Raw genomic sequence first — 13,886 nt, 5'->3', positions numbered from 1 at the left:
CGTACCGGCAAGACCACCGGCGCGACTGGGCCGGCCTCGCCAGGCCGGGGCTGCTGTAAATGCGCTAGTCTTCGGCGCCCACGCATTGGACGCAGACCATGAAGACCGCCTCCCTGGCGCTTGCCACCACCTTGCTGCTGTGCACTCCGCTGCTGGCGTCAGCCGCGCCGGCCAGCGGGCTGACCCCGGAACAGACCTTCGACCTGTACGCGCGCACGCTGCTGGAAGACGACGCCAGCGCCGCGCGTACGCTCAACGAAGCGTTGCGCCCGGCGTTCGATGGCAAGGACGCGCTCACGCCTTCGCCGCGCGGGCTGGCCACTGCGCTGGCGACGCCACTGCGCGAGGTGCTGGCCAAGCAGGGCGGTGCGACGCTTGGCACGGACCTGGTGGAGGTGTATGCCGCCAACCTGGCCAGGACCGAGTGCCGTGCACGCAGCAGCAAGATCCGCACCAGCGACTACGTGGAGGGCCAGAAGCTCGCCGACATTGCGTTCACCTGCCAGGTCACCGACCTGGCCAGCGTGCGCCCGCTGTTCAACGCCGGCCTGCAGGACAACTCGGCGGCCAATCTCAAGCGCTTCATCGATGCCTACACCGCGCTGCTGCGCACCGGCCCACGTCGTGAGCTGGCCGGCACCATCACCTTGTACCCAGGCAAGGGCGAGGGCTACTGGTACAGCGGCAATCTCGACGATCTGCTGGGCCCGGTGCTGGGCGCGGCCGCCCCGTTTGAAGCATGGTCGCAGGACGCATTGGCCGAACAGGCACCCAAGGTCACCGGCGTGCCGGCCTGCGACCTGCTGCTGCAGCAGCACCGCCAGTGCATTGCCAGGACGGCACCGGACCAGCTCACCGGTGTGGAAGTGATGGCCGACGAACTGACGTCCAAGGCGAAGCTGAGCACGCCCGAAGCGATGACCCAGGAATGCAAGGCACTGCGTTCGATGGCCGAGGCGATGTGGGGCGACGACTGCGGTTGAGGGGGCGTGCCGACCAACGGTCGGCACCTACAGTTGAAGGCGCGTGCCGACCAACGGTCGGCACCGGCACATCCCGCGTAGCGCCGGGCTCTGCCCGGCTGATGTTGTGCGACCGCCGCAAAGCAGCCGGGCAGAGCCCGGGGCTACGTGGGCTGTGCTGCGCGCTCTGGCCGCAGCAACAGGCGCAGGTCCTCGCCCACCATGCGCTGGTCCACCACGCGCAGCCGCTTCTGCTGCTGCATCGCGTGGATGCCGAGCCCGCTCAACAGCGGCAACCCGTGTTCGCCAAGCAACGTCGGTGCCTGGTAGAGCAGGAGTTCATCGACCCAGCCGCCGGCCAGCAACGCGCCGGCCAGGGTGGCACCGGCTTCGGTATGCACCTCGTTGATGCCGCGCCCGGCCAACAGCGCCAGCACCGCGCCCAGGTCGAGGCGGCCGTCATGGCAGGCCACGCTGGCGAACTCGGCATCGGCCGCATCCGGTGGGCTGATCGCCGCATCGTGCAGGTACAACGTGGGTGCCCCGCCCTCACGCACGCGCGCGCATTCCAGCGAACGCAGCCGGGGGTCGAGCACCACGCGCAGCGGCGGCAGCACCTCGGTGCCAGCCAGGCGCACGGTCAACATCGGGTCGTCGGCCAGCACGGTGTTGGCGCCGGTGAGAATCGCACCGGCGCGGGCGCGCCAGTGCTGCACATCCTCACGCGCAGCCGCCCCGGTGATCCATTTGGAACGGCCATCGGCCATCGCGGTGCGTCCGTCCAGGCTGGCGGCCAGCTTGACCCGCAGCCACGGCCGTCCCCGCTCGATGCGCGACAGGAAACCGCGGTTGAGTTCGCGCGCCTGCGCGGCCATCAGCCCTTCGGCAACGTCGATGCCCGCCTCGCGCAGCAGCACGAAGCCGCCGCCGTCGACTTTCGGGAACGGATCGCGCATCGCCGCGACCACGCGGCTGACGCCCGCGTCGATCAGGGCCAGCGCGCAGGGCGGCGTGCGCCCATGATGGGCGCACGGCTCCAGGGTTACGTAGGCGCTGGCACCGCGGGCGCGTTCGCCGGCCTGGCGCAGCGCGAATACTTCGGCATGCGGGCCGCCGGTGCGCTGGTGCCAGCCCTCGCCCAGCACCGTCTCCCCGTGCGCGATCACGCAGCCGACCATCGGGTTGGGACGTGCGGTGCAGGCAGCGCGTTCGGCCAGGCGCAATGCGTGCGCCATGTGCAGGTGGTCGAGGGCGGAAAAGACGGTCATGACGACGGGGATCAGCCCTTCTTTTTCTTTTCCGTCACGGTGTCGCCGCCGAGCAGCTGCAGTTGTTCGGTGCTGGCAGGCAGGTCGCGTTCGAGCTTTTCGATCTCTTCGCGGAAATCAGCGACGTCGCCGAAGCTGCGATAGACCGAGGCGAAGCGCACGTAGGCCACATGATCGAGCTTGCGCAGTTCGTTCATGACGAACTCGCCGACCTTGATCGAAGCCACTTCACGCTCGCCGCAGATGCGCAGCTGCTGCATCACCGCACGTACCGCCAGTTCGATCTTGTCCTCGGGCACCGGCCGCTTCTGCAGCGCGCGGTCGAAGCCCGATCGCAGCTTGCGCGCGTCGAAGGCCTCACGGCTGCCATCGCTCTTGACGATGGCCGGCAGTTTCAGCTCGATGGTTTCCAGGGTACTGAAGCGTTCGTTGCAGGCCTCGCACTCGCGCCGACGCCGGATCGTCGCCCCGTCTTCAGAGACGCGCGAATCGATCACCCGGGTATCGGCATGCTGGCAGAACGGACAGTACATGGAACGCCTTGCATCAGGAAAAACGGCCTGCCATGGCTACGGCAGCGTCGCAACGGTACCTGAGAAGGCCGGACCATACAAATAGAGACGCCGGTCAGCCTGCAACCGCCTCGCCACGCGCGCCGCGCAACCACGCCAGATGGGCGCTGGGGATCAACAACGGGGGGCCGAAAACCAGGTAGCCCAGTACCTGCCACGGACTCCCACCGGCCAGGAACGCGAAGGCCACCGTGCCCAGCACGCCCAGTGCGGCGATGCTGCCCAGGCCGATGCCGATCCATGCCGCCGGCGCGCTGCGGCGCAGTCCATCGCGGCCGCGCCGCAGGTAAACACCGCTCAACCACAGCCAGGCCAGCAGACCGCACAGGCCGGCCAGCCCCCAACCCAGCAGGAACAGGCTTTCACCTGCGCCCATGTAGCGGTTGCGGGAAAAGAACACCACCACCGCCATGACCGCCAGGGTTCCCCCGGCGGCCACGGTAGGCAACCCGAGCAGCAGCGCCTGTAGCGCATACAGGCGCTGCTGCCGGGCCTCATCCATCACCCGTAGACCGGGTACTTCGCGCACTGGGCGCTGACCGCATCGCGCACGCGGGCAATGACCGCTTCATCGGCCGGCGCGTCGAGCACGTCGGCGATCCAGTTGGCCAGGTCCACGCAGTCCTGTTCGACGTAGCCACGGGTGGTGACTGCCGGGGTACCCAGGCGCAGGCCGGAAGTGACGAACGGCGAACGCGGGTCGTTGGGCACCGAGTTCTTGTTGACGGTGATGTGGGCCTTGCCGAGTGCGGCTTCGGCGTCCTTGCCGGACACGTCCTTGCCGATCATGTCCACCAGCATCAGGTGGTTTTCGGTACCGCCAGAGACGATCTTGTAGCCGCGCGCGATCAGCGTCTTCGCCATCGCCTGGGCATTGCGGACCACCTGCTGCTGGTAGGCCGTGAACGCCGGCTCCAGGGCTTCCTTGAAGGCCACGGCCTTGGCGGCGATGACGTGCATCAGCGGACCGCCCTGGATACCCGGGAACACGATCGACTGCAGCTTCTTGACCAGGTCTTCGCTGGCACCCTTGGCGACGATGATGCCGCCGCGCGGGCCGCGCAGGGTCTTGTGGGTGGTCGAGGTGACCACATGGGCATGCGGCAACGGGCTCGGGTAGACGCCGGCGGCGACCAGGCCGGCGACGTGGGCCATGTCCACGAACAGGTAGGCACCGACCTTGTCGGCGATGGCGCGGAAGCGCGCCCAGTCCACCACCTGCGAATAGGCCGAGAAACCGGCGACGACCATCTTCGGCTTGTGCTCGATGGCCAGGCGCTCGACTTCGTCATAGTCGATCAGGCCAGCTTCGTTGACGCCGTACTGCACGGCGTTGAACAGCTTGCCCGACGCATTGACCTTGGCCCCGTGGGTGAGGTGGCCGCCGTGCGCCAGCGACATGCCCAGGATGGTGTCGCCCGGCTGCAGCAGGGCGAAGTACACCGCCTGGTTGGCCTGCGAACCGCTGTGCGGCTGCACGTTGGCGTAGTCGGCATCGAACAGCTGCTTGAGGCGATCGATCGCCAGCTGTTCGGCGATGTCCACGTATTCGCAGCCACCGTAGTAGCGCTTGCCCGGGTAGCCTTCGGCGTACTTGTTGGTCAGCTGGCTGCCCTGGGCTTCCATCACCGCCGGGCTGGTGTAGTTCTCGCTGGCGATCAGCTCGACGTGGTCTTCCTGGCGCTGGGTTTCGGCGGCGATGGCCTTGGCCAGTTCGGGATCGTAGGTTTCGATGCGGACGTCACGCGGGAACATCGGTTACTCCAGGCAGGCAGAGGGGGGACAGCGCGAGCTCTGGATTGTAGTCCGCGGCGCGCGGGGTGACCAATGCCGGCGGGCCCAGGCGCCGCCCGGCGCAATGGAAAACGGCGCCCCGGGGGGCGCCGTCTGTCACCGTCCGGCAGCCGGACCGGTCTTACCGGTTGTTGACCACGTAATCGGCAATGATCCCGGTGGCGATGGCCACCAGCAGCAGGTTGCCGCGGTCGTCGCGGATCCAGTGGTGGTTGTGCGGCGGGCGGCGCACCGAGTAACGGCTGTAATCGTTGACCACGTACACCGGGCCGCCGTAGTACTCGCGGTAACGGTGGCCACGGGCCCAGCCGTAGGAGCCGTGGCCGGGACCGGGGCGATAGACCACGCGCGGCGGCGGCGCCGGGCGGTAATAGCCCCGGTTGTCGTAGTAACGGCGGTCGTGGCGATAGTCATGCCGCGCCTCGCGGCGGTCGTCCCGGCGATGGTCGCGCCAGTCGCGGCGGTCATCGCGGCGATGGTCACGGCGATCATCGCCACGGTCATGGCCACGGCCGCGGTGATCGTTGTCGGCAAACGCCGGCGCCACCGTGCCCAGGGCCAGCAGCGAGGCGATGGCCCCGACCACAATTCGATTCATGCGCATGATTGACCTCGCCTGGTGGATTGATGACTCCATCATGCGCACGGCATCTGAACGCTCTCCGGCTGGAAACGGTTTCCAATTCAAGGGCTTTGACGGCCCATTCAGGCGCCGGCAAGCCCCGCCGCAGGGGCAGACCGGCGGCTGTCATCGCTTCCGGCTATAATCGGCGGTACCCCTTTATTCATCTGTTCCTGTTCCGCACGGAACGGGCGCAGGGTTGCGCCTTCGGAGACCTCATGTCCTCGCAATACATCTACACCATGAACCGTGTCAGCAAGGTGGTCCCGCCCAAGCGGCAGATCATCAAGGACATCTCGCTGTCGTTCTTCCCGGGTGCCAAGATCGGCCTGCTGGGCCTGAACGGCTCGGGCAAGTCGACCGTGCTGAAGATCATGGCCGGCGTGGATACCGACTTCGAGGGCGAAGCCCGCCCGCAGGCCGGCATCAAGGTCGGCTACCTGGCCCAGGAACCGGAGCTGGACCCGGCCAAGACCGTGCGTGAAGCGGTCGAGGAAGGCGTGGGCGAAGTGCTGCAGGCCCAGGCCCAGCTGGACGCGGTGTACCTGGCCTATGCCGAGGAAGGCGCCGACTTCGACAAGCTGGCCAAGGAACAGGAGCGCCTGGAGGCGATCCTGGCCGCTGGCGACGCGCACACCCTGGAAAACCAGCTGGACGTGGCCGCCGATGCGCTGCGCCTGCCGCCGTGGGAAGCCATCGTAGGCACCCTGTCTGGTGGTGAAAAGCGTCGCGTGGCGCTGTGCCGCCTGCTGCTGCAGAAGCCGGACATGCTGCTGCTCGATGAACCGACCAACCACCTGGACGCCGAGTCGGTGGAATGGCTGGAACAGTTCCTGGCGCGCTACACCGGCACCGTGGTGGCCGTTACCCATGATCGCTACTTCCTGGACAACGCCGCCGAGTGGATCCTGGAACTGGATCGCGGCCGCGGCATTCCGTGGAAGGGCAACTACACCGACTGGCTGACCCAGAAGGACGACCGCCTGCGCCAGGAAGACAACCAGGAAAAGTCGCGCCAGAAGGCGATCCAGAAGGAACTGGAATGGTCGCGCCAGAATGCCAAGGGCGGCCGTACCAAGGGCAAGGCCCGTCTGGCCCGGCTGGAAGAACTGCAGTCGGTGGATTACCAGAAGCGCAACGAGACCAACGAAATCTTCATCCCGCCGGGCGAGCGCCTGGGCAATGCGGTGATGGAGTTCAAGAACGTGTCCAAGAAGTTCGGCGACCGCCTGCTGTTCGACGACCTGAACTTCCTGGTGCCCGGTGGCGCGATCGTGGGCATCATCGGCCCCAACGGTGCCGGTAAGTCGACCCTGTTCAAGATGATCACCGGCCAGGAAAAGCCCGACACCGGCGAGATCGTGGTGGGCCCGACCGTGCAGCTGTCCTACGTGGACCAGAGCCGCGACGCGCTGGAAGGCAACCACAACGTGTTCCAGGAAATCGCGGGCGGCCTGGACATCCTCAACATCAACGGTGTCGAGATCCAGTCGCGTGCCTACATCGGCCGCTTCAACTTCAAGGGCCAGGACCAGCAGAAGCTGGTGGGGTCGCTGTCCGGTGGTGAGCGTGGCCGCCTGCACATGGCCAAGACCCTGCTGCAGGGTGGCAACGTGCTGCTGCTCGATGAACCGTCCAACGATCTCGACATCGAAACCCTGCGTGCGCTGGAAGATGCGCTGCTGGAGTTCCCGGGCAACACGTTCGTGATTTCGCATGACCGCTGGTTCCTGGATCGCATCGCGACCCACATCCTGGCGTTCGAAGGCGACTCGCACGTGGAGTTCTTCCAGGGCAACTACCGCGAGTACGAAGAAGACAAGCGCCGCCGCATGGGCGACGACGCCGCACCGAAGCGCCTGCGCTTCAAGGCGCTGAAGTAGGTCACCACCGTTGGTGGTGACACCTCCGAAGCGTCTGGAACGGCCGCGCACTGCGCGGCCGTTCTGCTCTGGCAGGTCACCACCGTTGGTGGTGACGCTTCTCACCCGGGCCATCGGCATGCCATCCGCGACCTTTACAACTTGTTGCATGTCGATAGACGGTTTCTTTTGATTCCATACGTATCCAGTAAATGGCGTTTATCGCCACTCCCCTTGGAAACGTAGGAAATCACCATGAAAGCGCTGATCCTCAGCACCGCAGCCCTGCTGCTGTCGGGCACCGCCGCCGCCGCGCCGGCTACCTGGGAAGGCGCCTACCTGGGCGTGCAGGGCAGCTATGCAGAAGGCCACAGCCAGGACCGCGGTAACGCCAACGCCTCGGAAAACAGCCTGTTCGGCGCAACCGGTGGCATCCAGGCGGGTCGCCGCTGGCAGTTCGACAACAACGTGGTGCTGGGCCTGGAAGGCGGGCTGTCGCTGGGCAACATCGAGCGTACCTGGAAGGACCGCGACAACAACGCGCACAGCCCGTATTACGGCAAGGACGCGGTGACCGCCGCCGGCAACATCGACGTCACGCTGGGCTACGCCGCTGGCCGGTGGCTGCCCTACCTCAGCGCCGGGGTGACCGTGGCTCAACAGGAATTCACCCTGGGCTGCGATAAATCGCTGGTTGAAAAGACCAACGGCTGCCGCGTGGCCGAGTTCCAGACCACCAAAAGCCACGTATCCACCGGCGCCAGTGTGGGTGCCGGCGTGCTGTACCGCTTCAACGACCGCCTGTCGGCCGGCGCGGAATACCGTTACACGAACCTGGGCTCCAGCCCGGTGCAGCTGCACGATCCGAACTACCCCGGCGCCACCCGTCGCAGCTTCCATACCGACTACAGCAGCGTTACCCTGAAGTTGAATTACCACTTCTAAGCGCCGCGGCGATGCACCAGCAGGTCCGTCCGGGCGCAGCACTGCGCCCAGGCGCGAGAGAGTTCCGATGGCCCTGTTTGAACGCCTGTTCCAGCTCCAGCAGCACGGCACCTCCGTGCGTACCGAGGTGCTGGCCGGGCTGACCACCTTCCTGACGATGTCCTACATCGTCTTCGTCAACCCGGACATCCTCGGCACCACCGGCATGGACCCGGGCGCGGTGTTCGTGGCCACCTGCGTGGCCGCGGCGGTGGGCTCGCTGGTGATGGCGTTCGCGGCCAACTTCCCGGTCGGCATGGCCCCAGGCATGGGCTTGAACGCGTTTTTCGCCTTTACCGTGGTCGGCGCGGCAGGGTTGCCGTGGCAACAGGCGTTGGCCGCAGTGTTCATTTCCGGCCTGGTATTCCTGGCGCTGTCGCTGACCGGCCTGCGCGCCTGGCTGGTGGCGGGCATTCCGCCCTCGCTGCGCGCGGCGATCGTGGCCGGTATCGGCTTGTTCCTGGCGATCATCGCGCTGCAGAAATCCGGGGTGATCATCGCCAACACCGACACCCTGGTCGCGCTCGGCCCGCTCAACACCGCGCCGCCGCTGCTGGCCCTGGCCGGCTTCCTGCTCATTGCGATCCTGGAAGCACGCAAGGTGCGCGGCGCGATCCTGATCGGCATCCTGGCCGTTACCGGTGCGGCATGGCTGCTCGGTGACGTGCAGTTCCACGGGCTGATTTCACTGCCGCCGAGCCTGGCCCCGACCTTCCTGCAGCTGGACCTGCCCGGCCTGCTGCACCACGACGGCGGCGCGCCGATCGCGGTGCTGCTGCAGGTGGTGCTGGTGTTCGTGCTGGTGGAAGTGTTCGATGCCACCGGCACGTTGTACGGCGTGGTCGGGCGTGCTGGCCTGCTCAAACTGCCGGGCGCGCAGAAGCGTTTCGGCCGTGCGCTGCTGGCCGACAGCACCGCCATCGTGGCCGGGTCGTTGTTGGGGACCAGCAGCACCACCGCGTTCGCCGAAAGCGCCTCGGGCGTGCAGGCCGGTGGCCGCACCGGGCTCACCGCGCTGGTGGTGGCCGCGTTGTTCCTGGCGGCGCTGCTGTTCTCGCCGCTGGCCGCGATGGTGCCCGGTTATGCGACGGCCCCTGCCCTGCTGTTCGTGGCCGGGCTGATGCTGCGCGAGCTGGTCGACGTGGACTGGAGCGACCTGACCGAATCGGTGCCCGCTGCGCTGTGTGCGCTGGCGATGCCGTTCACCTATTCGATTGCCAACGGCCTGGCCTTCGGCTTCATCGCCTATGCCGTACTCAAGGCCGGTACCGGGCGCTGGCGCGAGGTGCACCCGGCGGTGTGGCTGGTGGCCGGGTTGTTCGTGCTGCGCTACGCGTTGGAATGAGCGGCGCGGCGCGGCAACCGCGTCAGTCGTACTGAATGGTGAAGGTGGCCTGGCCGTTGGCGATGCCGGCACCGACCGTGCCGGCCTGGGTCTGCACGTAACGCGCACGCAACGGCAGGCTCAAGGTGGAGGTGCCCACCGTGGTGGTCCCGATGTTGATGGTCTGGCCGAAGCGCACTTCGCGCTCGCTGCCGCCCTCGCGCTGCACCATCTCGATCCCGATGCGGGTAGCGCTGTTGGCGACGGCGCTGAGCTTGAGCACGCCGGGCATGTTCGAGCCATCCTGGTCGGCGTCCAGGCGGATGCCGACCTTGCTCTGGAACTGGGCGAGGTTGCTGCCCTGACAGTTCAGGCGGATGTCGAAATCACGATTGACCGCCTTGGAACCCACCCCGGTGAAACTGGTGTTGGGCACGCTGCCGAACTCCACCGGAATGTTGCGGCTGCCGGCCTGCACTTCACAGGTGGCGCTGACCACGGTGGTGCCGGAGCCCTTGAAGGTGGAGGTCAGCACCGGACGGCTTGGACCATCGCCATCGAAGTAGTAGGTGGTGAAGCGGCCATTCGGCGCGATCGTGCCCGAACCGGTCTGCGCCGCGGTCTTGACCAGCTCGATGCGGAACATGCCACCGACCAGGGAGATGGTGTTGTTGCCTCCGAAGTTGATCGAGTGCGGGTAGTAGGTCTGGATCGCGCCGGAATCGCGGAACAGGCGAATGCCCACGCCTGCGACGCCGGTCTCATAGACATTGGCAAAGCCGGGCACGGGGTTGCGCTGCGCGGCATTGACGTACTGGCCAACCGAACGGCCACCGGACCAGTCACACGCGGCGACGCTGTCCTGCTGGTTGATCGGCACGCTGAGCTGCTTGATGACCCCGCCAACCGGCGTGCTGGGCAGGATCACGATCTGGCCCATGTCCATCTGGACGTCCTGCGCGATGAACCGGCTGGACTGGATGCGGCACGAGGCACTGGCCTGCTGGGCGAGCAACGCACCGGCAATGACGGCCGCGGCGGCCCAGGCGTTGCGGCGGCTCAAAAGGATCATCGGCATGTTGCCTCCAGCGGAATGAAACCGGTCTTGGACGCGTCGGCGCCCGCCGGAACCTGGTAATCGACCGTGCAGCGCTGGTCTGCACCGGAGCCCCATTCGACCAGCAGGCGGCCCTGGGTCTTTTCGCTGCGGACGTACAGGCGCGCGCCCTGGCTGACCATGCCCACCGGCTGGCCCTGCTCGTCCTTGACCTGCGCGCCGAACGGCAGCGTGCGGCCATCGGTGTTGCGCACCTGGATCAACAGCGCGTTGCCCTTGCGGGTGTCAAAGCGCAGGTAGCTGATCGCACCGGCGAACGGCGCCACCGACTGGCTGCTGCTTTCCAGCTCGACGTCGTGGGCCATGCCCTGCGGATCCAGGGTCACGGTGTTGAGGCGATACGGCGAGACATACGGGACCACGGCATAACCGCGGCCATCGATACGCAGGCCCGGCGCGTTGCTGACCATGGCATCGCGCGCGCCCGGGGCCTCGACCAGCACCATGGTGTCGCCACGCTGCGGGGTCAGGGTCACGCCGCCGGCATGCACGACCAGGCTGCCGTTGGCACCGACCGAGGCCTGGCGGAAGTCGTTGGAGTGACCGTAGGTTGCGTTCAAGGCCGTGTAGCGGCTGCGGTACTCGGCGTTGCCGACCGCAGAGGTGCCACCATCGCGGGTATCGGCCAGGGCCACGCCGTAACTGAAGTTGTTGTCCACGCCGGCCGCACCGGCGATGCCCACGCGGCTGTTGTCGTAGCCACCGCGATCGCGTGCACCGACGTCGGCGCTGAGCGACACCGGGTGGGTGCCACGGCCCAGCGGCACGCTCAACGACAGCAGGTACTGGGTATCGGCGCGACCGATCACGCCCTCCTCGGTACGCAGCGCCGAGAAACCGTAGTTCACCGAGCGCCAGGCATTGTTGTAGCCCACCTGGTACTGCTTGGCGGTACCCGGGCGATCATAGAAGTCACGCACCGAGCCGGTCACATACAGCGCGCCCCAGCGACGGCCGAGCGGCTGGTTCAAGGTCAGCTGGAACTGGCTGCGCTGACGGCCACGGGTACCGGGATCAACCCCGCGGTCATCGGCATCGCGGGCATACAGCGCGTCCTGCAGGCTGTAGAAGCCTTCGGTGGAGTAGCGGTAGGCGGCCAGGGTCAGGTTGGTGCCGGTCTCGCCGATCATGTTGCTGTAGCTCAACCGCACGCTGGCACCGGTGCTGTCGCCGGCATGGTCGAATGCCGTGCGCGCATGGGTGACATCGGCGGCGAAAGCGCCCAGCGACGTCGACACGCCGATACCGTACAGCAGCGACAGGTAGCCATCGCTCAGCGCGCTGCCGCCATACAGGGTCAGCTGGTTGCCGATACCGCGCTGGTAGGTGCCCTGCATCAGCCAGGGCTCATCGCGCAGCTGCTTGTTGCGCACCTGGCCGGCGGTGATTGCATAGCGCGACACGCCGGCGCGCAGCATCTGCGGCACCGAGCCGAACGGCACCTTGAACTCGCGGCGACGGCCATCGGCCTCGACCACGCTCACTTCCAGGTCGCCGCCGTAACCGGTCGGGTACAGGTCGTCGATCACGAAGTTGCCCGGCGACACCGTGGCCGAATAGATCAGCTGCTGGTTCTGACGCACTTCGACGCGCGCATTGGTCTCGGCAATGCCGCGCACCACCGGCGCGTAGCCGCGCAGCGAATCGGGCAGCATGCGATCGTCGCTGGCCAGGCTGGCGCCGCGGTAACCGATCGAATCGAACAGTTCGCCACTGGTGTAGGCCTCACCCAGGGTGAGCATGCCGCGCACCTGCGGAATGCCCCGTTGGGCATAGGTCGCGATGCTCTGCCAATGGCGGCCCTCACCTTCGTTCCAGGTGAGGTTGGAATCGTGGCGGAACTGCCAGCCGCCGAGGTTCAGGCCGGCATTCAGGCCCAGATAGGCGCTGCGGTTGCGGCTGCCTCCTTCAATACGACTGTCGCTGTCGATCGCGTTGAAGCTGTAGCCGACAAAGCCGGCGTTGATGCCGCGATCCCACAGCGCCGGATTGACATAGCCGCGCGCCTCGCGACGCAGGAATGCCTGCGGGATGCTCAGGTCATAGCGCAGGTTGCCGCTGTCATAGGCACCGTAGGCGTTGGCCATGCGTTGCTGTACCGGCGCGCAGGCGGTCAGGTCCAGCGCGGCGGATGGGTCCTGCTGGAGCAGCACCGCTTCGCTGTCCACGCCCAGTTCTTCCAGCGTCGCCAGGTCCAGGCACGCATCGACGCGGCCCTGGGCATCAGCCTTGAACTGCACGTCGCGCCGGCCCTGCCAGGCGCCATTGACGTAGACGTTGACGCGGTAGCTGCCGGCGACCATGGGGTTGCCGTTGGAGAACGCGGCCAGGTCGACCTGCTTGGCTTGGCCAGACAGGAAACTGGAATTGAACTGGGCCTGTTCCGGGGCGCGGGCATCGGCCGCGCTGCTTTGCGCGGTCAGCGCCTGTTCGCCGAGATTGGCCGATGCAGCCAGCGCCCATCCTGGGCAGGCCACGCCGGCAACCAACAGGCAAAGCGCCTGATGGATCGACAATGTCAATCTGTTTCCTATCACACTGACATTCCTTCAATTCGCCGCACGGCGGCAGTTGCGGGATGCGCAGGCCACTGGCCCACGCGGCGCCTTCAGCCCCCGGTACCGGCCAGGCGTACCTTGTGTTCCACCCGACCGCCGTAGTCGTTGATGCTGATGAATCGCACCTGCTCGATGCCGGCCGGCGCTGCGAACTCCAGGCTCTGCTTGGGCGCAACCATCTTTCCGAGCTCTTCGACCGGGCGTTCGTTGCTGCCGATGACGGCATGCACTTCGGCCAGGGTGACGTGGTAGGGACTTGGGTTTTCCACCCGCAGGCGATCACCGCTGCGGGTCCAGCGCAGTGCTGCCGGCGCGTCGTTGGCGACGCCCTTCAGGCCCTGCGGCCGATAAAAGAGTTTCAGGCGCGAACGAAACGCGACCTGCAGGTAATTCTGTTCACCACCGTCGCTGTTTTCCGGCGAGGGCGGTACGTCCAGCACGTTGAGCCAGAACACCGATTCGTGATCGGTCGGCAACGCTGCACCGGAGAAGATCAGGCGCAACGCCTGGCTGCGGCCCGGTTCGACGCGGCTGATCGGCGGGGTCAACACGAACGGCGCATCACTGGTATCGGCGGTCTGGTTGGCATCGCCAGCGTCGACCCATGCCTGCACCAGCGCCGGGGAATCGCCGACGTTGTCGACCTGCACGGTGACTTCACGCGACTGCGCCGGGTAGATCACCCGGGTGCCATTGACCACGACACCGGCCATGGCGCTTGGGCACAAGGCCAGCGTCGACGCTGCCAGCAGCAGCGCCCGGGGAAAGAAGGCTTTCATCGGAAGGACTACGCTCGAGGTGTGTGGCCAGGGCCCGGGCGCAC

General features: G+C 66.8%; 12 protein-coding genes. 4 read left to right on the top strand and 8 right to left on the bottom strand.

The features are described from left to right. Positions 1–98: 98 nt before the first annotated feature. Positions 99–983, top strand: a complete 885-nt coding sequence (locus AC3IR9_RS03045) for a hypothetical protein (RefSeq protein WP_489293975.1) — start codon at positions 99–101, stop codon at positions 981–983. A gap of 143 nt (positions 984–1,126) precedes the next feature. Here AC3IR9_RS03045 and ribD read toward each other — a convergent pair whose 3' ends face one another. The 5 genes from ribD to AC3IR9_RS03020 all read right to left on the bottom strand — a co-directional run bounded on the left by ribD (position 1,127) and on the right by AC3IR9_RS03020 (position 5,200). Beyond that, positions 1,127–2,230, bottom strand: a complete 1,104-nt coding sequence (gene ribD / locus AC3IR9_RS03040) for a bifunctional diaminohydroxyphosphoribosylaminopyrimidine deaminase/5-amino-6-(5-phosphoribosylamino)uracil reductase RibD (protein WP_489293974.1) — start codon at positions 2,228–2,230, stop codon at positions 1,127–1,129. 11 nt (positions 2,231–2,241) lie between these two features. After that, the gene (gene nrdR, locus AC3IR9_RS03035; protein WP_489293972.1) at positions 2,242–2,763 is read right to left on the bottom strand and encodes a transcriptional regulator NrdR; all 522 of its coding nucleotides are present in this window, start codon (positions 2,761–2,763) and stop codon (positions 2,242–2,244) included. 94 nt (positions 2,764–2,857) lie between these two features. After that, positions 2,858–3,304 (bottom strand): hypothetical protein, encoded by a 447-nt coding sequence (locus tag AC3IR9_RS03030; RefSeq protein WP_489293971.1) that lies wholly within the window; start codon positions 3,302–3,304, stop codon positions 2,858–2,860. Next, complete coding sequence (glyA, locus tag AC3IR9_RS03025) at positions 3,304–4,557, bottom strand: serine hydroxymethyltransferase (protein ID WP_489293970.1); 1,254 nt, start codon at positions 4,555–4,557, stop codon at positions 3,304–3,306. Before glyA ends, AC3IR9_RS03030 begins: the two co-directional genes overlap by 1 nt. A gap of 160 nt (positions 4,558–4,717) precedes the next feature. Then, positions 4,718–5,200, bottom strand: coding sequence for an RcnB family protein (locus tag AC3IR9_RS03020; RefSeq protein WP_489293969.1), 483 nt, complete (start codon positions 5,198–5,200; stop codon positions 4,718–4,720). A 236-nt stretch (positions 5,201–5,436) separates the two neighbouring features. On the opposite strand from AC3IR9_RS03020, the gene ettA reads away from it, so the two are divergent. The 3 genes from ettA to AC3IR9_RS03005 all read left to right on the top strand — a co-directional run bounded on the left by ettA (position 5,437) and on the right by AC3IR9_RS03005 (position 9,409). Then, entirely contained in the window at positions 5,437–7,101 is a 1,665-nt protein-coding gene (gene ettA / locus AC3IR9_RS03015) for an energy-dependent translational throttle protein EttA (protein WP_489293968.1), read from the top strand. 234 nt (positions 7,102–7,335) lie between these two features. Continuing rightward, positions 7,336–8,025 (top strand): outer membrane protein, encoded by a 690-nt coding sequence (locus AC3IR9_RS03010; RefSeq protein ID WP_489293967.1) that lies wholly within the window; start codon positions 7,336–7,338, stop codon positions 8,023–8,025. A gap of 67 nt (positions 8,026–8,092) precedes the next feature. Beyond that, positions 8,093–9,409: an NCS2 family permease gene (locus tag AC3IR9_RS03005; RefSeq protein ID WP_489293966.1), complete on the top strand. Its 1,317-nt coding sequence runs from the start codon at positions 8,093–8,095 to the stop codon at positions 9,407–9,409. A 22-nt stretch (positions 9,410–9,431) separates the two neighbouring features. On the opposite strand, the gene AC3IR9_RS03000 is transcribed toward AC3IR9_RS03005, so the two are convergent. The 3 genes from AC3IR9_RS03000 to AC3IR9_RS02990 form a co-directional block, all read right to left on the bottom strand. Continuing rightward, a complete protein-coding gene (locus AC3IR9_RS03000) occupies positions 9,432–10,466 on the bottom strand; it encodes a fimbrial protein (protein WP_489293964.1) in 1,035 nt (344 codons plus the stop codon). Then, a complete protein-coding gene (locus AC3IR9_RS02995; protein WP_489295675.1) occupies positions 10,457–13,021 on the bottom strand; it encodes a fimbria/pilus outer membrane usher protein in 2,565 nt (854 codons plus the stop codon). The genes AC3IR9_RS03000 and AC3IR9_RS02995 overlap by 10 nt, the downstream gene beginning before the upstream one ends. A 92-nt stretch (positions 13,022–13,113) precedes the next feature. Further along, positions 13,114–13,842 carry a fimbrial biogenesis chaperone gene (locus AC3IR9_RS02990; protein ID WP_489293963.1) on the bottom strand — a complete coding sequence of 243 codons (729 nt, stop codon included), beginning with the start codon at positions 13,840–13,842 and terminating at the stop codon, positions 13,114–13,116. Positions 13,843–13,886: the final 44 nt, after the last annotated feature.

The sequence above is a fragment of the Stenotrophomonas sp. GL_101 genome, assembly GCF_057835675.1.
This window is presented reverse-complemented; position numbering and strand designations above follow the sequence as displayed.

Coding starts and splice junctions, on each gene's coding strand:
- AC3IR9_RS02990 (WP_489293963.1), bottom strand. CDS start 13,842: ATGAAAGCCTTCTTTCCCCGGGCGCTGCTGCTGGCAGCGTCGACGCTG.
- AC3IR9_RS03045 (WP_489293975.1), top strand. CDS start 99: ATGAAGACCGCCTCCCTGGCGCTTGCCACCACCTTGCTGCTGTGCACT.
- AC3IR9_RS03000 (WP_489293964.1), bottom strand. CDS start 10,466: ATGCCGATGATCCTTTTGAGCCGCCGCAACGCCTGGGCCGCCGCGGCC.
- glyA (WP_489293970.1), bottom strand. CDS start 4,557: ATGTTCCCGCGTGACGTCCGCATCGAAACCTACGATCCCGAACTGGCC.
- AC3IR9_RS03010 (WP_489293967.1), top strand. CDS start 7,336: ATGAAAGCGCTGATCCTCAGCACCGCAGCCCTGCTGCTGTCGGGCACC.
- AC3IR9_RS03005 (WP_489293966.1), top strand. CDS start 8,093: ATGGCCCTGTTTGAACGCCTGTTCCAGCTCCAGCAGCACGGCACCTCC.
- AC3IR9_RS03020 (WP_489293969.1), bottom strand. CDS start 5,200: ATGCGCATGAATCGAATTGTGGTCGGGGCCATCGCCTCGCTGCTGGCC.
- AC3IR9_RS03030 (WP_489293971.1), bottom strand. CDS start 3,304: ATGGATGAGGCCCGGCAGCAGCGCCTGTATGCGCTACAGGCGCTGCTG.
- ribD (WP_489293974.1), bottom strand. CDS start 2,230: ATGACCGTCTTTTCCGCCCTCGACCACCTGCACATGGCGCACGCATTG.
- ettA (WP_489293968.1), top strand. CDS start 5,437: ATGTCCTCGCAATACATCTACACCATGAACCGTGTCAGCAAGGTGGTC.
- nrdR (WP_489293972.1), bottom strand. CDS start 2,763: ATGTACTGTCCGTTCTGCCAGCATGCCGATACCCGGGTGATCGATTCG.